At 42.5% G+C, this 19,787-nt stretch carries 17 protein-coding genes, 8 tRNA genes, 1 rRNA gene and 1 riboswitch; of the genes, 7 read left to right on the top strand and 19 right to left on the bottom strand.

Annotated features, from left to right (window positions below):
• Nucleotides 1-114: 114 nt before the first annotated feature.
• From KR50_RS03435 to rocF, 10 genes are all read right to left on the bottom strand, one after another.
• A complete protein-coding gene (locus tag KR50_RS03435) occupies nucleotides 115-339 on the bottom strand; it encodes a hypothetical protein (protein WP_041054937.1) in 225 nt (74 codons plus the stop codon).
• Between the two features lies 1 nt (nucleotide 340).
• Nucleotides 341-2,515 (bottom strand): Mu transposase C-terminal domain-containing protein, encoded by a 2,175-nt coding sequence (locus tag KR50_RS03430; RefSeq protein WP_041054934.1) that lies wholly within the window; start codon nucleotides 2,513-2,515, stop codon nucleotides 341-343.
• A 5-nt stretch (nucleotides 2,516-2,520) separates the two neighbouring features.
• The gene (locus KR50_RS03425) at nucleotides 2,521-3,360 is read right to left on the bottom strand and encodes a heteromeric transposase endonuclease subunit TnsA (RefSeq protein ID WP_041054931.1); all 840 of its coding nucleotides are present in this window, start codon (nucleotides 3,358-3,360) and stop codon (nucleotides 2,521-2,523) included.
• Between the two features lie 303 nt (nucleotides 3,361-3,663).
• On the bottom strand, nucleotides 3,664-5,466 hold the full coding sequence (gene glmS / locus KR50_RS03420) for a glutamine--fructose-6-phosphate transaminase (isomerizing) (RefSeq protein WP_041054926.1): 1,803 nt from the start codon (nucleotides 5,464-5,466) through the stop codon (nucleotides 3,664-3,666).
• Between the two features lie 522 nt (nucleotides 5,467-5,988).
• Nucleotides 5,989-7,338, bottom strand: a complete 1,350-nt coding sequence (gene glmM, locus KR50_RS03415; RefSeq protein WP_041054923.1) for a phosphoglucosamine mutase — start codon at nucleotides 7,336-7,338, stop codon at nucleotides 5,989-5,991.
• Nucleotides 7,339-7,389: 51 nt separating this feature from the next.
• A complete protein-coding gene (locus KR50_RS03410; protein WP_041054920.1) occupies nucleotides 7,390-8,808 on the bottom strand; it encodes a CdaR family protein in 1,419 nt (472 codons plus the stop codon).
• Nucleotides 8,801-9,640 carry a diadenylate cyclase CdaA gene (gene cdaA, locus KR50_RS03405; protein WP_041054916.1) on the bottom strand — a complete coding sequence of 280 codons (840 nt, stop codon included), beginning with the start codon at nucleotides 9,638-9,640 and terminating at the stop codon, nucleotides 8,801-8,803. The genes KR50_RS03410 and cdaA overlap by 8 nt, the downstream gene beginning before the upstream one ends.
• 227 nt (nucleotides 9,641-9,867) lie before the next feature.
• Complete coding sequence (locus tag KR50_RS03400; RefSeq protein ID WP_041054912.1) at nucleotides 9,868-10,497, bottom strand: anti-sigma factor family protein; 630 nt, start codon at nucleotides 10,495-10,497, stop codon at nucleotides 9,868-9,870.
• Between the two features lie 14 nt (nucleotides 10,498-10,511).
• Nucleotides 10,512-11,075 (bottom strand): RNA polymerase sigma factor SigW, encoded by a 564-nt coding sequence (gene sigW / locus KR50_RS03395; RefSeq protein ID WP_041054908.1) that lies wholly within the window; start codon nucleotides 11,073-11,075, stop codon nucleotides 10,512-10,514.
• Nucleotides 11,076-11,513: 438 nt separating this feature from the next.
• The gene (gene rocF / locus KR50_RS03390; RefSeq protein WP_041054906.1) at nucleotides 11,514-12,416 is read right to left on the bottom strand and encodes an arginase; all 903 of its coding nucleotides are present in this window, start codon (nucleotides 12,414-12,416) and stop codon (nucleotides 11,514-11,516) included.
• 274 nt (nucleotides 12,417-12,690) lie between these two features.
• A riboswitch (SAM riboswitch) is annotated at nucleotides 12,691-12,797 on the top strand.
• Nucleotides 12,798-12,884: 87 nt separating this feature from the next.
• On the opposite strand from rocF, the gene KR50_RS03385 reads away from it, so the two are divergent.
• The 7 genes from KR50_RS03385 to KR50_RS03355 all read left to right on the top strand — a co-directional run bounded on the left by KR50_RS03385 (nucleotide 12,885) and on the right by KR50_RS03355 (nucleotide 18,686).
• Nucleotides 12,885-13,595, top strand: a complete 711-nt coding sequence (locus KR50_RS03385; RefSeq protein WP_041054904.1) for a phosphoadenylyl-sulfate reductase — start codon at nucleotides 12,885-12,887, stop codon at nucleotides 13,593-13,595.
• Between the two features lie 18 nt (nucleotides 13,596-13,613).
• Complete coding sequence (locus KR50_RS03380; protein ID WP_041054902.1) at nucleotides 13,614-14,693, top strand: inorganic phosphate transporter; 1,080 nt, start codon at nucleotides 13,614-13,616, stop codon at nucleotides 14,691-14,693.
• A 16-nt stretch (nucleotides 14,694-14,709) separates the two neighbouring features.
• Nucleotides 14,710-15,858 carry a sulfate adenylyltransferase gene (gene sat, locus KR50_RS03375; protein ID WP_041054941.1) on the top strand — a complete coding sequence of 383 codons (1,149 nt, stop codon included), beginning with the start codon at nucleotides 14,710-14,712 and terminating at the stop codon, nucleotides 15,856-15,858.
• Between the two features lie 10 nt (nucleotides 15,859-15,868).
• On the top strand, nucleotides 15,869-16,468 hold the full coding sequence (gene cysC / locus KR50_RS03370; protein ID WP_041054900.1) for an adenylyl-sulfate kinase: 600 nt from the start codon (nucleotides 15,869-15,871) through the stop codon (nucleotides 16,466-16,468).
• Nucleotides 16,469-16,544: 76 nt separating this feature from the next.
• Nucleotides 16,545-17,321, top strand: a complete 777-nt coding sequence (gene cobA / locus KR50_RS03365; protein WP_041054898.1) for a uroporphyrinogen-III C-methyltransferase — start codon at nucleotides 16,545-16,547, stop codon at nucleotides 17,319-17,321.
• Between the two features lie 17 nt (nucleotides 17,322-17,338).
• Nucleotides 17,339-18,094 (top strand): sirohydrochlorin chelatase, encoded by a 756-nt coding sequence (locus KR50_RS03360; RefSeq protein ID WP_041054895.1) that lies wholly within the window; start codon nucleotides 17,339-17,341, stop codon nucleotides 18,092-18,094.
• A complete protein-coding gene (locus KR50_RS03355; RefSeq protein WP_041054893.1) occupies nucleotides 18,075-18,686 on the top strand; it encodes a precorrin-2 dehydrogenase/sirohydrochlorin ferrochelatase family protein in 612 nt (203 codons plus the stop codon). Before KR50_RS03360 ends, KR50_RS03355 begins: the two co-directional genes overlap by 20 nt.
• Before the next feature lie 74 nt (nucleotides 18,687-18,760).
• On the opposite strand, the gene KR50_RS03350 is transcribed toward KR50_RS03355, so the two are convergent.
• The 9 genes from KR50_RS03350 to rrf form a co-directional block, all read right to left on the bottom strand.
• A tRNA-Lys gene (locus KR50_RS03350) sits at nucleotides 18,761-18,833 on the bottom strand.
• Between the two features lie 3 nt (nucleotides 18,834-18,836).
• Nucleotides 18,837-18,911 (bottom strand) — tRNA-Gln (locus KR50_RS03345).
• 63 nt (nucleotides 18,912-18,974) lie between these two features.
• Nucleotides 18,975-19,058, bottom strand: a tRNA-Tyr gene (locus tag KR50_RS03340).
• 23 nt (nucleotides 19,059-19,081) lie between these two features.
• A tRNA-Thr gene (locus tag KR50_RS03335) sits at nucleotides 19,082-19,157 on the bottom strand.
• A 5-nt stretch (nucleotides 19,158-19,162) separates the two neighbouring features.
• Nucleotides 19,163-19,238 (bottom strand) — tRNA-Val (locus KR50_RS03330).
• A gap of 3 nt (nucleotides 19,239-19,241) precedes the next feature.
• Nucleotides 19,242-19,316: transfer RNA gene (locus KR50_RS03325), tRNA-Glu, on the bottom strand.
• A 13-nt stretch (nucleotides 19,317-19,329) separates the two neighbouring features.
• A tRNA-Thr gene (locus tag KR50_RS03320) sits at nucleotides 19,330-19,402 on the bottom strand.
• A 6-nt stretch (nucleotides 19,403-19,408) separates the two neighbouring features.
• Nucleotides 19,409-19,483: transfer RNA gene (locus tag KR50_RS03315), tRNA-Asn, on the bottom strand.
• Between the two features lie 5 nt (nucleotides 19,484-19,488).
• Nucleotides 19,489-19,604 (bottom strand): 5S ribosomal RNA (rrf, locus tag KR50_RS03310).
• Nucleotides 19,605-19,787: the final 183 nt, after the last annotated feature.

The raw sequence follows: 19,787 nt of genomic DNA, 5'->3' as shown, positions 1-19,787 counted from the left end.
AAAATCCTAACCTCCAGTAAAATAACGTCACGATCTATTTTACTAAAGTAATAGGTTGATTGAGCAAAAGTGTAAAATCCTATCGAGCAAAAAGTGTCAATTTTATTCTAGCGTTTACAGAAGCCTAATCTCAGCAGATTCACTTAGTTCTTCATCATTAATTTTAGGTGTATTAGTTAGAAATTTAATGACCTCTTGTTGAGTATATATTTCTGGTAAAGCTTCTATTAAAGGGTTTTCCTTATAACTATCTACTTTCTGCACTTTATATTTTGCCGCTTCTTGTCTACCCATTAGAACTGTCGTAGGTGTTTTCTGTGCGTTTTCATTAATAGTCAATTTACTTTTCACCTTCTTTATCTTCGCTCATAATTAAATTTAACAAGTAGTCAGATTCATCTTGATCTTTTTCAGTTTTACTTCTAAAATCCTTTATGTTTTCAACAAAAACTTGATTGTTCTTTTGGTTATTCTCTAAAGTGTCGGACCACTTTTCATTTTCTCTAATATGATTTTTTTCAGCTTTTCTATTAATTTTTATTTTACTTAACCTTTCTGATTTACTTTCTAACCCTGTTAAATACCCATTACTATTTTTAATTTCTTGATCGATAATTTTTTTTATCTTTGAGTTCGTGTCTACCTCTAGTTGCCTCTGTGATGTAGCTGATCCTTGAATATTAGCTTCCATGATAAATTGTTGTTCTTGTACTTCTTCTAACCTAAACCCCTTAAATGCTTCATCTCTTTCAGTTAAATTAAATTTTTCACCACCAATATAGATGTGTTTCACATCTCTAGGATCATATAGAACTGATTCACTCCACCTTTTGTTTCTACCTTTTTCAAACCAACCTTCGTTAATTGCTTTTGACGATGAGTATCTCATTTTATTAAAAACTACCCCTTCTCCAGTTACCGAGGCTTTACCAGTAGGCATTAAATTCAAGCGAATCTCATCACTTGTTACTTGTTTTAACACACCTGACCTGTGTTTATATCCCCAATTCCAAATATTTAGTGGAGTAGGTAAAATAGCTGCAGATATCATTTCTTTTTCTAGAGAATATCCATTTATAATAGTGGTGTTATGTTCTAATATTGTTAGAACTATAATTTTCTCAAAAGCTTTCAAAGTTAATTTAGCATCTAATCGGTAATCTTTTCCTCCTCTAACTTTAAAATCTTTATGTACAATCCCAGGTACCCAATGAAGTTTAATTCTATCGTTCAATATTCTAAAATGTCTCTCTACTATACCTTTCAAATCAGCCCTGTACGGAGGTGTATTAATAATTTGAATTCCAAATGAATCTACAATTTTGTCGGCATTTATACTTTCAAACTCCCCTCTATCAGCTTTTATTTTTTTCGGCAATTGACTAGAGGGCCAGTTTTCCTCCTCAATCTCGATTCCCAATTGTCTACAATATAGCTTTTTATTTGTTGTAGTATTTTCTAACGCCATCATTGCAGCTAACCAAGATGGACCTTCTAAACCAACATAAACCCCAACAACTAATCGAGAGTATGCGTCCTTTACAATATAGATGACTGGTCTACCAATAATTCTTGATCTATCTATTTCACTTACTAAGTAAATATCACCGATTGTAGCATCAATTTCAAAAATGTCGCCGGGTCCTGTAGCCTTATTTTGGGAATTCCCTATTATTGGACGTCCTGTTAATTGATATTGCCTTTCACCAATATTATTTGTTAGTTGGTACTTATAACCGTATGTACTCTTGTACCAGTACAAAAACTGTCTATATGTCGGTGCTTCCTCATCTGGTAATAGAGTCGGTACCAGCTCGCCATTCAATTTTTTATATCCACTAATATAATATTGCGCTCTCATCTCCTTGTAAGTTCCTTTAAGTGTTGTATTTTTCCCTTTATAGAATTGCTTAATAGCAAGTTCAAAGATAGTTTTATCATCTTCTACAACGTTTACCCCTTTTACTTTAGGCCCAAAAAATGTTGTTTTTTTTGAGGGCCTTCCCATTTTTTTCTCAGACTTATTTTTTGATTTTCCTCTCCCACCGCTATTTGAGTAATTCGGTAGTAGTGAATTTATTGTTTTCCCTCCTATCCAATATTCCCGTAATATAGAGTATATTCTTTTGCTTCTCTTACCCGTTTCTCTTCTAATTTCTTTTACTAACTCTATAAGGTTTTTCTCTTCATAAATGTATGGCTCCATTTCAACATAGTCTTTTATTAAGTCCCATTTTTCATCCCGTATTTTTTTATATTTTTCTAAATACTCTCTTGATGGGTTATTCATATTCGTATATGGATCAATATCTAGCTTTACTGAAAAAGGAGTGGTTAAAAGTTCAATAATTGCACTATATTTTTTAAACTGAGGAAATGGATATTTTTCTTTCTGATCAATACTAATAACAACCACCGTATCTAAGTTTTTAGAAATCCAAAGCACCCTCTCAATGGAGATCATTTTAAGCTCTTTATCACGATGTTCAATTATGGTATTAATATAAATTTGCATTTCTATCACCCCAACAATTTATTTACTTGCAATTCAATATCCTCAATTTGAAGAGGCATGGAGGGATTAATAACCTCATTCATATTAGTTTTCCAGATCTTATTAGCCAGTAGGTACTTGATAATAAATAGACAAGTACCATTTTCTAACCCCATCTTTTCATCATATTGTAAGGCAAGAGTTGATAATCCTATACTTTCCATTTTGATGACTTTATATAAAACAGGACTAATCGAATTTACCAGTTGCAAATTTATATTTGGACGATTATCGAGGTATTTACAATCATAAATCCATTTCATATTTTTTATAAAATTATTTGGCAACTCCTGATCAATAACTAATTTCCAATCTGTAATACCTATATCCTCAAAGTACCGCTTTTCAATATCAAATTTTTCTAGTTCTCTCACATTCAAATTATCAACAGGCTTAATTGTCCGAACACATACTTTTTCTCCTTTTTCCGTTTTACAAATGATATAAAAATCAGAGGTTATTACTTTGTAAGGACCGTGTGAACCATCTTCTTTTGGATGATTAACACCTATTTCATCAGCAATAGCGATAGTTTTTTCTAAAGGAAGTAGTGGATATTGTTCTCTAATATCAACCACATAAGAACTCCAATCAAGAGTATATAAGTAATTCAATTCCAAATCTGAAAGAAAGTGATGTATACGACCTGTTTTCCACCCCTTGTCTCTAGTTGCATAGCCATGCGAAGCTACATCTTGAACACGTAACCACGGCTTATAATCCCCTCCTTCTCCTTGACCCCTGCCTTCTTTAATCCATTTATCAATTTTCTCTTCTGTTGAATTGTTTCTTTTTCTTTTTGCCATAGTTTTAACCTCCTTGGATTTTTCATTTTGCGCTAAACTTAAATTTCGTGAAAATACCAAAAGAAAAAGGCTGTCCCAAGGACAGCCTTTCAAAAATTAAATTCTTAACTTTGTTATTTTTTCTCATTGGAATCACCTTATAATTTAGTAAAAGTCTTAACAGCATTCACTGAATTTCTAGCTTCTATTCATTATTTCCAACAATTTTATACCGATTCCAACTTTTTTATACCATTTCCAACTTTATTGTCTTGATTCCAACTTTATTTTACCTATACACTACGCACTCAATTATAACCTAATTTACTCCACAGTCACACTCTTCGCCAGGTTTCTCGGCTTATCTACATCACAATCTCTGTGCAGTGCTGCATAGTATGCAATCAGCTGAGTAGGAACAACGGAAACAAGCGGGCTTAGCAATTCGTGAACGTAAGGGATCACGTAGCTGTCGCCTTCTTCTTCCATGCCTTTCATGGAGATAGTGCAAGTGTGAGCGCCGCGGGCTGCCACTTCTTTCACGTTTCCGCGGATGCTTAGGTTAACATTTTCCTGTGTTGTAACAGCAAAGACCGGTGTACCGTCTTCGATCAGTGCGATCGTACCGTGCTTCAATTCTCCTCCGGCAAAACCTTCTGCCTGGATGTAAGAGATTTCTTTCAGTTTAAGTGCTGCTTCCTGAACAACATGGTAGTCCATTGAGCGTCCGATAAAGAAGGCATTGCGCGTCACGCTAAGGAAGTCACGTGCGATTTGTTCAAACGCTTCTTTGTCGTCAGTCAGTGCTTCCATCGCTGTTGCCACGATTCCAAGCTCCTGAATCAGGTCAAAGCTCATTTCAAAGCCTTTTGCTTTCCCTGCTACTTCTGCAAGGATGGAAAGAACGGCAATTTGAGCTGTGTAAGCTTTGGTAGAAGCTACAGCGATTTCAGGTCCTGCATGCAATAGCAAAGTATGGCTTGCTTCACGGGAAAGCGTAGAGCCTGCTACGTTAGTTAATGTCAGTGTTGGGTGTCCAAGCTCCTTCACGCGAACAAGTACCGCGCGGCTGTCAGCTGTTTCACCACTTTGAGAGATAAAGATAAATAACGGTTTGTCAGACAGAAGCGGCGTGTTGTAGACAAATTCGCTGGCTACATGCACTTCTGTTGGGATTTTAGCTGTTTTTTCAAGGAACTCTTTTCCCACAAGTCCTGCGTGGTAGCTCGTTCCGCAGGCTACAATGTAGATGCGGTCTGCAGCGTTCACAGCATTTAGGACGCCTTCATCAATTGAAAGTTCGCCGGCGTCATTCTGGTACGCCTGGATGATTTTACGCATCACAAGTGGCTGCTCATCAATTTCTTTCAGCATATAGTGAGGGTATGTTCCTTTTTCGATGTCACTTGCGTCAAGCTCAGCTGTATAAGGAGAACGCGTCATCGTTTTGCCGTCAAGGTTTTTAATGATTACCTCATCCTGCTTTACGATCACCATTTCTTTGTCCATCAGCTCAACGTACTGGTCTGTAACTTGAAGCATTGCCATTGCATCAGATGCAACGACATTAAAGTTTTCTCCAAGGCCGACTAGCAGCGGGCTTTTATTTTTTGCAACAAAGATCGTGTCTTCCTGCTGATTATCTAAAAGAGCAATGGCGTAAGAACCTTTCAGTTCTTTCAATGCTTTTTGGAATGCCTCTTCTGTTGACAGACCTTGATTTACAAAGGTCTCGATCAGCTGAACAATGACTTCAGTGTCGGTTTCGCTGACAAGTTCAACAGATGCAAGATATTCACGCTTAAGCTGAGAGTAGTTTTCGATTACTCCGTTATGCACAAGGGTGAAGCGTTCTGTTGTACTTTGATGCGGGTGAGCATTCACGTGGCTTGGTGCACCATGTGTCGCCCATCGTGTGTGACCAATTCCGACTGATCCTTCCACACTGTTATCGACGACTGAGCGAAGATCCGCTATCCGGCCTTTTTCTTTAAATACAGCGACACCATTCTCATTTTTCACAGCAATTCCTGCTGAATCGTATCCGCGGTATTCTAATTTTTCAAGACCTTTTAAAAGGATTTCCTTCGAGTCATTTAATCCAATATAACCTACAATTCCACACATAATTTCTTTTCCTCCTATTGGATAAAGGAGGTCCAGAGGTCGTCAGGGGACGACTTGACCCCCTTTATCTCTCAATTAGTTATTATTTTTGCTGCATTCCCGCTCTTTTGTCCACGAAGTCGCCTTCATGATTTCAAGTTCAGGTATACGACTGTGCAGTGATCAGCCGGGAGGCATCCGCCGAAAACTCGATGCTCCTCCTCCTCGTCAACTGCCGAAGTTAATTCGGGCAGTCCTGGCGCTTTTTTGAAGTGGTTCTTAGACGATCCACCTTTCTATTATTGGCTCAACCAACCTGTGTATACCCTCCTATTCGAAAGTTAACACATCTTACATCATACTCGATGATAAGGAAATTCGTCAACAGAATTTGTAAAATGAGCACAAGGTATAGTCTAGCAGATTTCATTATTTCACTGGTTACACTCTCTTTACATTTCTTCTTTAACCATTCACCGATTCCAAATCAAAAAACTGCCGGAAGTCAGTTAAATTTTCTGACTCCCTGGCAGTCTGCAGTTGCTATGCTTTAATACCCATTTCATCTTCCACAACTTCTGCGATGCGATTTACATATGCTTCGCAAAGTTCAGCTGTTTGTGCTTCCGCCATTACGCGTACAAGCGGCTCTGTACCGGAAGGGCGGACTAAAATACGTCCGTTGCCGTTCATTTCCGATTCAACTTCTTTGATAACGGTCTTCACGCGCTCATTATCCGTCACACCATGCTTATCACTTACACGGATATTGACAAGCTTTTGAGGAAAAATTTCCATTTCTCCTGCAAGCTCTGAAAGTTTTTTGCCTGTTACTTTCATGATGTTGACAAGATTCAGCCCTGTCAGCAAGCCATCGCCTGTTGTGTTGTAGTCCAGGAAGATAATATGTCCGGACTGCTCGCCGCCAAGTGTATAGTTGTGCTTTTTCATTTCTTCTACTACATACCGGTCGCCTACTGCTGTCTGAATGCTTGTAATTCCTTCTGCTTCCAGCCCTTTATAAAAGCCGAGGTTACTCATTACAGTAGAAACTAGCGTATTATGCTTCAGGCGGGCTTCTGATTTAAGATGCTTTGCGCAAATAAACATGATCTGGTCGCCATCAACAATTTTTCCGTTTTCATCGACTGCAATAATACGGTCGCCGTCTCCGTCAAATGCAAGTCCAACATCCGCCTTTTTCTCTTTGACAAACGCTGCCAGGGCTTCAGGGTGGGTAGATCCAACCCCTTCATTAATATTTACTCCGTTTGGTGAGGCCCCCATAGTAGAAAGGTCTGCATCAAGATCGGCAAATAAATGCGTTGCATGAGCGGAAGTCGCTCCATGTGCGCAGTCAAGCGCCACGTGAATACCTGAAAAATCTTCATCTGCTGTTTGTTTCAAGTACTGCAGGTATTTTTGTCCGCCTTCAAAATAATCCGTGACAATCCCAAGGTCTCCTCCGACCGGGCGTGGAGTTTCATCTTTCTCTCCATCAATTAACGCTTCAATTTCGTATTCCTGCTCGTCTGTCAGCTTAAAGCCGTCCGGTCCGAAAAACTTAATGCCATTATCCGGGACAGGATTATGGGAAGCTGAGATCATCACGCCTGCTTGAGCACCCATTGCTTTTGTTAAGAACGCAACACCCGGTGTTGAAATAACACCGAGGCGCATCACTTCTGCACCTATTGAAAGAAGGCCTGCTACTAATGCGCCTTCTAGCATATGTCCTGAAATTCGTGTATCACGGCCGATTAATACTTTCGGTCTCGTGGTTTCTTTTGTCAGCACGTAGCCTCCGAAGCGTCCCAGCTTGAAAGCCAGTTCAGGCGTCAGTTCCGCATTTGCTACGCCACGAACACCGTCTGTTCCAAAATATTTACCCATTGCATTCATCGCTCCTTCTTATCATTGCCTAATCCAATTGTATTTTGTTTTTTATGCTTGTGAAAGCTGAATGGTTACGTTTGATTGAGAGACCACATACACCATTCCGGTCGGACCCTCTACTTGCACTTCCACTTCATGCTCGCCTTCTTCAAGTTCCGCTGCATCTACGTAAAGAGACACATCTTCGTCTGTTAAGGCTTCCACCTCGTCAGTCTCGCCAGTCACACGCAGATTGAGCTCCCCGCTTGGCGGATCTTGAAAAGCCGCCTGCAGATCATCGCCAGAATCTCTAATTTCGACAGGAAGAGCCGACATTGTCAGCTCTTGTTCTGTCTCTGTATTTGATTCTATGCTTGCATTTTCATCGGTCGTATCGGTATCTTCTGGTGTGTCTTCCGGTGTGTCTTCTGGTGCCTCTTCCGGTGATTCTTGTGGTGTCTCTTCCGGCGTCTCCTCAGGTTCTTCTTCAGGTTGAGCAGGGTCTTCAGACACTGGCTGGTTATTTTCAGCTGCTTCATCCTGATTTGAAGTGAAGGTGACGATCGCTGCTGCTGATGGCTCGGACAGCTCACCCACTCCGTTTGGAATCGGGATTGGCACTTCAATCCTCGAACCGCTTTCTTCAATGCCGGTTAAATCAAATGGCACTTCTATTTCCTCAATGGCTTCAATCACATCCGTTGGACCAAAAATGGTGACGGTATCATTTGACAGTGCCAGCTCGTCCACTTCAAGCCCATCTCCCAGGGTGCCGGTTTGGACCGGGACGATGCTGACTTCTCTGCTTGGCTGACTAACACTAATATCTACTTCTACAGTAGCAGGATCAATGGAAACCGGCAGTTTATCAAGATCTGCATTTAACACTTGAACCGTTGATTCAACGGTCTCTTCTCCGTCCACTTCGCCGTCGACATTGATGGTGGCTCTGACATATCGAATCGCGTCAATAATGTTTTTCGCCCCGGTTACGACAACGGTCTCAGGGTTTACAGCTACTTCATCAAGCTCGTAGCCATCTGGAATAATATTGTCATTAAATTCTGTATCCACTGTGAATTCTTCCGTTACCCGCTCATCAATTGTGACTTCAGCATAGGGTTCAGACAGCGTTACTTCAAGCTGTTGAGAGAATCCTTCGTGCTGAATTTCCACTTCGTGCGTACCGATTTCTTGTTCACTTAAATTCACAAACACCCTGTAATTCCTAAGACCTTTTGCTGCTGCCACAATTTGTGACGGGCCTGAGATGGAAACATTGACAGAGCTCGGTACGCCTGTTACCACCAATGAATCCTGGTTGTAGATTGTATCAACAGGAACATTTTCAATAACTTCTGTTGTACTTTGCGGACTTGAATTTACATTTTGCTGATCATCAGGACTGTTGACGGTCGCAAACATAATTGCGGCCATTAATAAGGCAAAACCTCTTAAAAACCATCGGCTCTCCAGAAATTTATCCATTATTTTTTTTACCCCTCCAATTCCAACGCGTCGAGGCAGCGGCGGTTTCACTTTCTCCAAACCACTCAAGGCGAAGAAGGCTGCTGAACTCATCAAGATCGAGGTTGCGTTGCAGCTCTCCATCGGCTGTAAATGAAATCGCCCCTGTTTCTTCAGAAACGATGACTGTGATACTATCAGTAACCTCACTTACACCAAGTGCTGCACGGTGTCTTGTACCAAGCTCTTTCGATATAAATGGGCTTTCTGAAAGAGGAAGGTAGCAGGCAGCCGCTGCAATCCGGTTTTTTTGAATAATGACAGCACCATCATGTAAAGGAGTGTTCGGAATAAATAAATTGATTAAGAGCTCAGATGTTAAATGAGAGTCCATTTGGATTCCCGTTTCAATATAGTCGCCCATACCTGTTTCTTTTTCAAACGTAATCAGTGCTCCAATCCGCCGTTTGGCCATGTAGCTGACTGATTTCGTTACAGCTTCAACGAGGCGCTCACGTTCTTCATCTTCATGAAGATTGCCTCTTGCAAAAATCTTTCCACGCCCAAGCTGTTCGAGGGCACGCCGCAATTCCGGCTGAAAGATGATAATAACCCCAAGAACCCCCCATAGCATTACCTGGGACATCATCCATGCTAAGGTATTAAACCCAAGGAGTTCACTGAGCCCCCGGACGATGACAATTACAAAAATCCCTTTTAAGAGCTGCACAGCCTTCGTCCCGCGGATCACAGTGATTAATTTATAAACCACAAACCAGACGAGTAAAATATCGACTGCGTTGATCACAAGATCCAATACCGCTAAATCTGTGAATTGATCGGCAAACGGCATATGACTTCCTCCACTAATGTATTTAAGACATTCCCTCTATAGGGATTCAATGTTAAGTTTGTTTTAAACTATGTCATTATAACACACCTCATACTGTAAGTCCGCTTTCTCTCTCGACAGCAGTAAAAAATAATGGCACTGCGTTTCCCTTCAGGTCGACACCTTTTTAAAACAATAAAAATAGAGGCTGCATCCGATACGTTTCAGATACTGCCTCTTAAAAAGTGTTACTCATTGTTGTTTGTTTCAAACATGTCGCCAAACTCATTGAAGGCTGATTTGATATTATACCAAAGCCATTCAAAAGCCTGATCTACTTCTTCAATTTGACCTGTAATGGAACCGGCTCCTGCTACGTACCGTTCCCCGTTAATAACAGTCACATCTCCGTCGACTTGCCCTTCAACCCGGAGATCACCGTTGCGGACCACCATATCACCCTTAACTACTTCACCTTCAGGGACAACCACTGTGTGGCCTTCCACGATGACATTATCGTTATTGGTAAAAGCAAATTGATCATCGCTGTTCCAAGCTGTAAGGAGGCTTCCGCCCATTAAAATCAAAAAGACTGCAGCTGCCGCAAAGAACGGATTGTTTTGAAACCATCTCTGCATTCCTGCTTTTTTCTTTTCTTTTGGAAGACGGCTCATCACATTATGCGTAAAGCCGCTTGGTGCTTCTATATGGGACGTACTTTGCACAAAGGCAATGGTCCGTTTTAATTCTTGAAAATGAGTTCTGCACGCATCACAATGCTGAAGGTGCTGCTTTAACTCGTTTTCCTTTTCATATGACAACTCTTCATCTAAATATTCATGCATTAAAAGCACGATTTCTTCAGGACAAGTGTTCATAGAACTCACCCTCTCTACAATGTTCTTAACTGCTTGCGGAGTGCTTCACGCCCCCGGTGGATTCTCGTCTTGACAGTGCCAAGCGGCAAATCCAGGATCTCACTTATTTCTTTCAGTGAGAGTTCTTCAATATATTTTAAAACGATCACGGTACGGTATTTTTCAGGCAGTAATGAAATCTCTTTTTGTATAGAGCTCTGCAATTCCATTGACTCCACTTCATCTTCGGGCAGCGGTTCGTCCGATTGAATCTGGGAGTACATCGTCAACCCCTCCGTACCAGCTACTTCTGCATCTAAAAAGTAATCGGGCTTTTTCTTGCGGATGCGGTCGATGCACAAATTGGTCGCAATTCGATAGAGCCATGTTGAAAATTTACGGTCGATATCGAATGTATGAATATTTGTGTACGCCCGGATAAACGCTTCCTGTGAAATATCCTCGGCTTCGTGCCGATTGCCCAGCATTCGATAGCAGACATGGAACAGTCTATCTTTATATAGTTCCACGATTTCCCCAAATGCATTCTGATCACCTTTGAGGACCTGTTTTATTCTTTTTTTCACAATGAGTTCCATTATTCTTACCTCCGCTTCAGCGGCTCTACCCTATGTACGTATTCTGCGCGTAAAAGGTTTCACACTTTTTATTTGAAATATTTTTGTCATATATTATGTATGTATGCTCAATTCTGACTACTGTGTCAATGACTACTTATATGATTATACAGCTACAAAAGACCCTAGTCATCCCATTTTTTACAAAAAGCGCAGAAAGAAGAACAGATAAAAGTCACAAAAAAAAGCTTGAGACAAATGTGTCTCAAACTCTTTTACCGGTTCACTTCGCTTTAGGCGGACGCTTTCCGCAGGGACGGTGCTTGAGCCCTCCTCAGGCTTTGCCTTCCGGTGTCTCAAGCAACCGCATATCCTGCTGGAGTCGCCACCTTCCGGCTCCGTTCACCCCATGCTAATGATCTATACTGCCTGATTTTTGTGGAAGCGACCTCTTTTTACTTACAACAGTTTTTCACCAAATAACGAACCCATTAATGCAACTGCCACACGGGCTGTTTTATTTTTATCATCCAGGATCGGATTGACTTCTACAAATTCTGCTGATGTTAAGATATCAGACTCAGCAAGCATTTCCATTGCGAGATGGCTTTCACGATAGCTGATTCCGCCGATGACTGGTGTTCCGACTCCTGGAGCATCCGAAGGATCCAAACCATCAAGATCAAGAGATAAATGAACGCCATCTGTTTTTTCTTTTAAATAATCAATCGCATCTTCCATCACACGAGTCATACCCATACGGTCCACTTCATGCATCGTGTAGACGCGCATGCCTTTATCTTTAATTAACTCCCGCTCTCCTTCATCAAGCGAACGGGCACCAATGATGACGATGTTCTCCGGTCTTATCTTAGGCGAGTAGTCTAAGATATTTACAAGATCAGGATGTCCGATCCCCAGACTCACTGCGAGCGGCATGCCGTGAATGTTGCCCGATGGTGATGTTTCTCCTGTGTTTAAATCACCATGTGCGTCATACCAGATCACCCCAAGATTATCATAGCGCTGACTGATCCCTGCAAGTGAACCAATGGCAATGCTGTGGTCCCCTCCTAAAATAAGCGGAAAATCTCCTTTATCTTTAACTGATTTTACTTTTTGAGCCAATTCTGTACTGCCTTTTACCACCGCATCTAAATTTCGCAAATTGGTGTCAGCAGTATGTACTCGTTCAGGCTGGTCGATTCTGATATCGCCGAGGTCTTCTACTTTATGACCAAGCTGCTCTAACCGTTCAATAGCGCCGGCATACCGGATCGCACTTGGCCCCATATCCACGCCTCTTCGCATTTGCCCTAAATCCATTGGCACTCCAATGAGTGAAATATTTTTCTTTTCCATAAAATAAATCCCCCTTTACGAATTTTCTGTCTGCCATACCTATTGTAACGCTTTCACAACGCATGACTCAACCAAGCAGAGTCATGCATATATATGCGCGAGGAACATAGTGTAAAGAGATATCATAGTATTAAGGGAGGATATGAGGGATATTCATAAAAATTTATTGAATTGACTCTTGTTTTTAATTTTAGAATTTTTTTAATTTATACTTTATTTATGGTTGACTATTCATAGTGGTATGGTAGGATTATTCACAACAACTTCATACACTAGCTTATCCAGAGCGGCTGAGGGACTGGCCCGTCGATGCCGCGGCAACCTGCTTTTAGAGCAAGGTGCCAATTCCAGCAAAATGACAACCATTTTGGACGATAAGGTGCAGACTTAGAGTTGCGCTTTTCCTAAATGGGAAAAGCGTTTTTTTAATGAGATCTTATCCTCCTTTATAGGAAAGGAGCGGTGCAAATGAATGCTGTCAGCTATGACCAATGGAAGCCCTGTTCTGAAGCCTTCACCATTGACCCAGAAACAAAAGGAGCAGAAAACGTACTGAAGTGGGCTTACGAGTCGTATACCGATCAGGAAATCGTCTATGCATCAAGTTTCGGTGCCGAAGCCATTGTGTTAATTGACCTAATCGCACAAATTCAGCCGAGCGCCCATATTGTTTTCTTGGACACAGACCTTCATTTTCAGGAAACCTATGATGTTATCGCTAAAATGAAGGAACGTTTTCCAACCCTGAATATCGAGCTTAATAAACCGGTACTCACACTCGATGAGCAGCGTGAAGCCTATGGTTCTGCACTTTGGAAGAGAGACCCCAATCAATGCTGTCATATTCGCAAAGTCCTTCCATTAAAAGAAGCACTGGGATCAAAAAAAGCATGGATTTCTGGTCTTCGCCGTGAGCAATCACCCACAAGAGCCAGTACTGAATTTATTAACAAAGATGAAAAATTTAAAAACATAAAAATATGTCCGTTAATTCATTGGACATGGGAGGAAGTCTGGTCTTATATTGAGGCGCGCAACTTGCCATATAACGTGCTTCACAAACAAGGATATCCAAGTATCGGCTGCTTACCCTGTACCAGCCCTGTTTCGTTAGATGGCGATTCACGCGCCGGCAGATGGCAGCAAAACAACAAAACAGAATGTGGTTTGCACACTTAAAGAAAGGAGGTCAGCCTGATGCTTCCGGTAATCGCCATTTCAATTGGATTGTTTTTCGCTTTTAACATCGGAGCGAGCGGGGCAGCAGCTACTATGGGCATTGCCTATGGCTCCGGCGTAATAAAAAACCGGATGATTGCACTTGGTTTATGTGCTGTCACCGTCTTTTTTGGCGCCTGGCTTGGCGGCGGAGAAGTAGTAAAAACACTCGGCAGCGGCATCGTGCCAAGTGATACCTTTACTGTCACCGTTGCGGTTATCGTTTTGGCATCCGCTGCCCTCTCATTGTTTTTAGCAAATCTTTTTGGCATCCCTCTCTCGACAAGCGAAGTAGCTGTTGGATCTGTTGTAGGTGCGGGAATTGTGTACCACTCTGTATTCCTTGGAAAGCTTTTATGGATTGTGTCCTTTTGGCTGCTGACACCAGTTGTCGCCTTTTTCATCGCGATTGCTGCAGCAAAATGTTTGGAAGCAAAAGTAGTTAAGAACTGGGTGACGAAACCTCACGCAGCAAAATTTTTAGCACCGGCTGTTATCATCATGGGCTTATTTGAAGCATTCTCAGCAGGAATGAATAATGTGGCGAATGCCGTAGGGCCTCTTGTTGGAGCCGGTTTAATGGAAACGGGTGAGGGGGTTTTATGGGGAGGGTTGTTTGTGGCACTCGGCGCTTTTTTTCTTGGTCATCGTGTCATGGAAACCAACGGCAAAAAAATCACTTCTCTTAAATTAGAAGAAGGCTGTGTGATTTCCGGTACGGGCGCAAGCATTGTAACCGCCGCTTCCCTTTTTGGCATCCCGGTCCCATTAACTCAAATAACGACATCTTCTATTATAGGCATCGGTTTTGCCAAGCACGGAAAAGCTGTTTTGAAAAAATCGATTGTCGTCCAGATGCTCACCGTTTGGGTCGTATCACCCGTCCTATCAATGGTGCTTTCCTACATGATGATCTTGCTGCTTGTAGAACAAAATTTTTATCCAATCGTTGCGTTAATCGGTGTTTTAATCTCTGTTTTAGGTGTTCTATTTTTATTAAAACGTCCTGCTCCAGCCCTAACGCTTCCGGCTGATGTCGGAGCAGAAAATAAACGATAAGGAATGGTGATCAATGATGTCCTATCTGCCCGAGCCTCATGGAGGAAAATTAATTCAAGTCTATGAACCAACGAAAGATTTAACACCTGTTCAAAAAGAGCTTCAAATTGACAGCATTTCCTTAAGCGACTTAGAAGGGATCGGCGTCGGTCTGTTTAGTCCTCTCACCGGTTTTTTAGGAAAAGACGATTATGAATCAGTCGTCCGCACTATGCGTTTAAAGGATGGCACAGTTTGGTCGATTCCAATTACGCTTCCTGTTTCCTCTGCTTATGCAGCAACTTTAACACAGGGAGAACAAATTGAGCTGGTTCACAACCGGCAGACCTATGGCGTAATCACGGTTTCAGAATGGTTTACTCCTGACTTGAAAAAAGAAGCGCTTGAAGTATACAAAACAGATGACCCAGCTCACCCGGGAGTAAAACGCCTGTATGAGCGCGGGCCTGTCTATTTAGCCGGGGAAGTTGTTCTCGTTAAGCACCCTGAAAAAGGAGTTTTTGAGGACGTATGGCTAAAACCAAACGAAACACGCGCTTTATTTAATGAAAAAGGATGGAAAACAGTTGTTGGTTTTCAAACAAGAAATCCGATTCATAGAGCCCATGAATACATTCAAAAAGCGGCTCTTGAGACGGTGGACGGCCTTTTTGTGAACCCCCTCGTCGGAGAAACAAAGTCAGATGATATTTCAGCAGATATCCGTTTAAAAAGCTACCGTGTGCTGCTTGATAACTATTATCCTAAAGAACGTGTGCAGCTCGGCGTTTATCCAGCTGCTATGCGTTATGCCGGTCCAAGAGAAGCTATTTTCCATGCCATCGCACGGAAAAACTTCGGCTGCACGCATTTTATCGTAGGTCGTGACCATGCCGGTGTTGGAGATTATTATGGAACCTATGACGCACAGCATATTTTTAGTGAATTCACAGAAGAAGAACTTGGCATCAAGCCACTGTTTTTTGAACATAGCTTTTACTGCAACAAGTGTGAAGGCATGGCTTCAGATAAAACGTGCCCGCACGGAAAAGAAGACAGAGTGATTCTATCCGGCACAAAAGTCAGACAGATGCTCCGGGCTGGGGAACTCCCTCCTTCTACTTTCAGCCGCAAAGAAGTTGTCAGTGTATTAATTGAAGGAATGCGCCAAGAATCCATTTTATAGGAGGGAAATGATGATGAATTCAACGAATCTTACCTGGCATTCGGCGGCCATTTCAAAACACGACCGCCGTGTTCAAAATGTGCATGGCAGCTGTACACTCTGGTTTACCGGCCTATCAGGATCCGGTAAATCCACGATCGCAAATGCTGTTTCTTCAGAGCTGTACAAACATGGCATCAGCGAATACGTGCTGGATGGAGACAATGTCAGGCACGGGCTCAATAAAGATCTTGGGTTTACAGAAAAAGACCGGACAGAAAATATTCGCAGGATTGGGGAAGTAGCCAAACTGTTTGTGGATAGCGGCAAAGTTGTCACCACTGCTTTTATTTCTCCTTTTCAGTCCGATCGTAATCAGGTGCGGGCGCTGTTTGAACCTGAAGAGTTTATCGAAGTGTTCATAGACTGTCCGCTTGAAGAATGCGAGAGGCGTGATCCCAAGCAATTATATGAAAAAGCACGAAAAGGCGAAATTAGGGATTTTACTGGAATCGACTCGCCTTACGAAAAACCGGCTGCGCCAGAACTAACGATACGCTCAGATCAGACCACAGTCCAAGAAGCGGTAAATCAAGTGCTGGACTATTTACGAAAAAAATCAATACTCTAAAGAAAGAGTCACTATGTTAAAATTGTCCTAAGCTAAGAAGAATCGGCAATTTCATCAGGGAAAGGGGAGAAAAAGAATGATAGGGAAAGTATTTTTAGTAGGAGCAGGGCCCGGTGATCCTGAACTAATTACCGTTAAAGGCATGCGCTATCTTCAGCAGGCAGATGTGATTCTCTACGACCGACTCGTGAATCCAGAACTGCTTGAATTTGCGAAGTCTGACGCGCAGCTGGTTTATTGCGGAAAGCTTCCGCATTACCATACGATGAAACAAGAAACCATTAATCATTTTCTCGTTAAATATGCTAAAAAGGGACTGAACGTCGTCCGCTTAAAAGGCGGGGATCCTTTTGTTTTCGGGCGTGGCAGTGAAGAAGCAGAAGAATGTGCAAAAAATGATGTGCCTTATGAAATTATTCCTGGGATCACCGCAGGAATTGCTGCCCCCGCTTATGCCGGCATACCCGTTACCCATAGAACCTTGAGCAAGAGCTTCGCATTTATAACCGGTCATCAGGCGGGCGATCGTGAAGCCGAGCATCAATGGCAGCACCTTGCAAAAGCAGTTGATACCATTTGTGTTTATATGGGCGTTTCCCATTTACCGGATATTTGCAGAAACCTGCTACAAAATGGAAAATCACCCGATACGCCAATTGCCCTCGTGCACTGGGGAACGCTTGCAGAACAGCAAACAGTAGCAGGGACATTATCTGATATTGAAGAGCGCGTCAATCAATCCGGCATTTCAAATCCCAGCATGATCATTATTGGAGAAGTAGTAAAGCTCCATCACAATCTGAACTGGTTTAAAGAAGAAGTTGCCCCACACCTGCCGGCAGTACACGGGTAACAAAAAGGAGACTGATTATGAAAGCCATTCTATACATCGGACATGGCACCAGGTCCAAAAAAGGCGCAAATGAAGCCAAACAATTTTTGGAAGCAGTAATGGGATACGTCAATGCTCCAATCCAGGAAGTGAGCTTTTTAGAGCTTACCCCTCCTTTTATTGAAGAAGGCTTCCGCCGCTGCGTAGAAAGAGGAGCCACTGAGATTAAAATTGTGCCGATTTTCCTGTTGACTGCAGGTCATATTAAACAAGACATACCAGATGAAATCGCACCATTGCACAAGCGCTATCCTGACATCAGCATTACAACAACAGAAGCCCTAGGTGTACAGGAAGTTATTTTAGATGCAATTGCAGAGCTGGTTAAACGCCATCTAGCCGGTCCTATTTTTTCAGCCGATTCCATTTTATTAGTCGGCAGAGGCAGCAGCGACCCGCAAACACGTATCGCTTTTAATCAGATAGCTGAAGGAATTAAAAGGAGACTGACTGTATCCTCGGTAGATGTATGCTACCTGGCAGCGATCGAACCAACCTTTGATCAAGGCCTTGAAACCATTACAGCAAAAGAAAAAGGGCGCATCATCGTCATCCCTTATCTCTTGTTTGGCGGCCTTCTTTTAAACGAAGTGCAGCTCAAAGTAAAACAGAAACAAAAACTTGGACATGCCATTTCCTGCACAGATTCATTAGCCAGACACAACGCGATTCAACAAATCGTTATCGACCGAGCCAATGCTGAAGGAGAACGTTATGCAGCCGTTAATCATTAATTTAACAGGAAGAAAAGTTGTAATTGCAGGGGCAGGAAGAATTGCTGCAAGAAAAGCCAGGGTGCTTCATGGCGAGCAGGCGTTAATCACTTTTATTGCTCCTCAAATGTCCGAAGAAGTCTTACAGCTTGCAGAAGAAAAAAACTATACCCTAATTCACAGGAAAGCCGAGCCTTCTGATTTTGCTGATGCGGCCCTTGTGATTCTGGCTACTAATGACAGAATAGCCAATCAAGCTTTATCTAAAGCGCTCCCCGCCCATCAGCTGGTTTGCGTGGTAGATGAATTTGAAGAAGGCAATGTCACCTTTCCAGCAACCATTAGACGCGGCTATTTGCAGGTTGCTGTGACATCCAATGGCTCAAGTCCTAAACTCACACGGAAGCTAAAAAAAGAACTTGAAGCACAGTTTGACTCCAGCTGGGAACCCTACACCGCTTTTTTAAAACAATGCCGCGATCTCATTAAGCAGCTCCCCCTCTCATTTGAGGAAAAAAGCGACCTTCTATGGGAACTCCTCGAAGACCCCTATCGGATGAATGAAGAACTACAGAAAAAAAAATGGAACGAATTATATGCAATGAAAGAGTAAAACCATGTCAGCAGCTGACATGGTTTTTGCAAACGAAAAAAACCTCCCATCACAAAGGATGAGAGATTTTATGATGAGCCATGTAGGATTCGAACCTACGACCCTCTGATTAAAAGTCAGATGCTCTACCAACTGAGCTAATGGCTCATATGGCTGGGCTAGCTGGATTCGAACCAACGCATGACGGAATCAAAATCCGTTGCCTTACCGCTTGGCTATAGCCCAATGAGTCAAGTTTACTTAAGTATGCCCAATGATAAAGGCCATGAACCAATTAAGTAAAAAAAATGGTGGAGGGGGGCAGATTCGAACTGCCGAACCCGAAGGAGCGGATTTACAGTCCGCCGCGTTTAGCCACTTCGCTACCCCTCCATATGAAAAACCATAAGTAAATCTGGTGCCGGCAAGAGGACTTGAACCCCCAACCTACTGATTACAAGTCAGTTGCTCTACCAATTGAGCTACACCGGCAGAAATGGTGGAGAATGACGGGCTCGAACCGCCGACCCTCTGCTTGTAAGGCAGATGCTCTCCCAGCTGAGCTAATTCTCCATCTGGTGACCCGTACGGGATTCGAACCCGTGTTACCGCCGTGAAAGGGCGGTGTCTTAACCGCTTGACCAACGGGCCTTGTAAAAAGATAAGCTCCCAACAGGATTTGAACCTGCGACCTCTTCCTTACCATGGAAGTGCTCTACCTGCTGAGCTATGGAAGCAGTAATTGGCTCCGCAGGTAGGACTCGAACCTACGACCGATCGGTTAACAGCCGATAGCTCTACCACTGAGCTACTGCGGAACATTGCCTAGCGACGTCCTACTCTCGCAGGGGGAGACCCCCAACTACCATCGGCGCTGAAGAGCTTAACTTCCGTGTTCGGCATGGGAACGGGTGTGACCTCTTCGCTATCATCACTAGACGCTTACTATTGCCTTGGACAAAAACTATTATACCAATTTTGCCTCAAAATTCAATAATAAATTACAAGAAAGAATAAAAAACGCAGTAACTATGTTACTCATTCTTTCAAAACTGGATAAGACATCAAAACAAACGAACAAGCGAGTAATCGCCAAAATTGGTTAAGTCCTCGATCGATTAG

The sequence above is a fragment of the Jeotgalibacillus campisalis genome (assembly GCF_000829515.1).
Lineage (GTDB): Bacteria > Bacillota > Bacilli > Bacillales > Jeotgalibacillaceae > Jeotgalibacillus > Jeotgalibacillus campisalis.
This window is presented reverse-complemented; position numbering and strand designations above follow the sequence as displayed.

Bases quoted from the DNA above. Each gene is read 5' to 3' on its own strand.
- sigW (WP_041054908.1), bottom strand. From the start codon at position 11,075: ATGGAACTCATTGTGAAAAAAAGAATAAAACAGGTCCTCAAAGGTGAT.
- sat (WP_041054941.1), top strand. From the start codon at position 14,710: ATGTCCTATCTGCCCGAGCCTCATGGAGGAAAATTAATTCAAGTCTAT.
- KR50_RS03355 (WP_041054893.1), top strand. From the start codon at position 18,075: ATGCAGCCGTTAATCATTAATTTAACAGGAAGAAAAGTTGTAATTGCA.
- KR50_RS03385 (WP_041054904.1), top strand. From the start codon at position 12,885: ATGAATGCTGTCAGCTATGACCAATGGAAGCCCTGTTCTGAAGCCTTC.
- KR50_RS03410 (WP_041054920.1), bottom strand. From the start codon at position 8,808: ATGGATAAATTTCTGGAGAGCCGATGGTTTTTAAGAGGTTTTGCCTTA.
- glmM (WP_041054923.1), bottom strand. From the start codon at position 7,338: ATGGGTAAATATTTTGGAACAGACGGTGTTCGTGGCGTAGCAAATGCG.
- cysC (WP_041054900.1), top strand. From the start codon at position 15,869: ATGATGAATTCAACGAATCTTACCTGGCATTCGGCGGCCATTTCAAAA.
- KR50_RS03425 (WP_041054931.1), bottom strand. From the start codon at position 3,360: ATGGCAAAAAGAAAAAGAAACAATTCAACAGAAGAGAAAATTGATAAA.
- cobA (WP_041054898.1), top strand. From the start codon at position 16,545: ATGATAGGGAAAGTATTTTTAGTAGGAGCAGGGCCCGGTGATCCTGAA.
- KR50_RS03360 (WP_041054895.1), top strand. From the start codon at position 17,339: ATGAAAGCCATTCTATACATCGGACATGGCACCAGGTCCAAAAAAGGC.
- cdaA (WP_041054916.1), bottom strand. From the start codon at position 9,640: ATGCCGTTTGCCGATCAATTCACAGATTTAGCGGTATTGGATCTTGTG.
- KR50_RS03430 (WP_041054934.1), bottom strand. From the start codon at position 2,515: ATGCAAATTTATATTAATACCATAATTGAACATCGTGATAAAGAGCTT.
- glmS (WP_041054926.1), bottom strand. From the start codon at position 5,466: ATGTGTGGAATTGTAGGTTATATTGGATTAAATGACTCGAAGGAAATC.
- KR50_RS03400 (WP_041054912.1), bottom strand. From the start codon at position 10,497: ATGAACACTTGTCCTGAAGAAATCGTGCTTTTAATGCATGAATATTTA.
- rocF (WP_041054906.1), bottom strand. From the start codon at position 12,416: ATGGAAAAGAAAAATATTTCACTCATTGGAGTGCCAATGGATTTAGGG.
- KR50_RS03380 (WP_041054902.1), top strand. From the start codon at position 13,614: ATGCTTCCGGTAATCGCCATTTCAATTGGATTGTTTTTCGCTTTTAAC.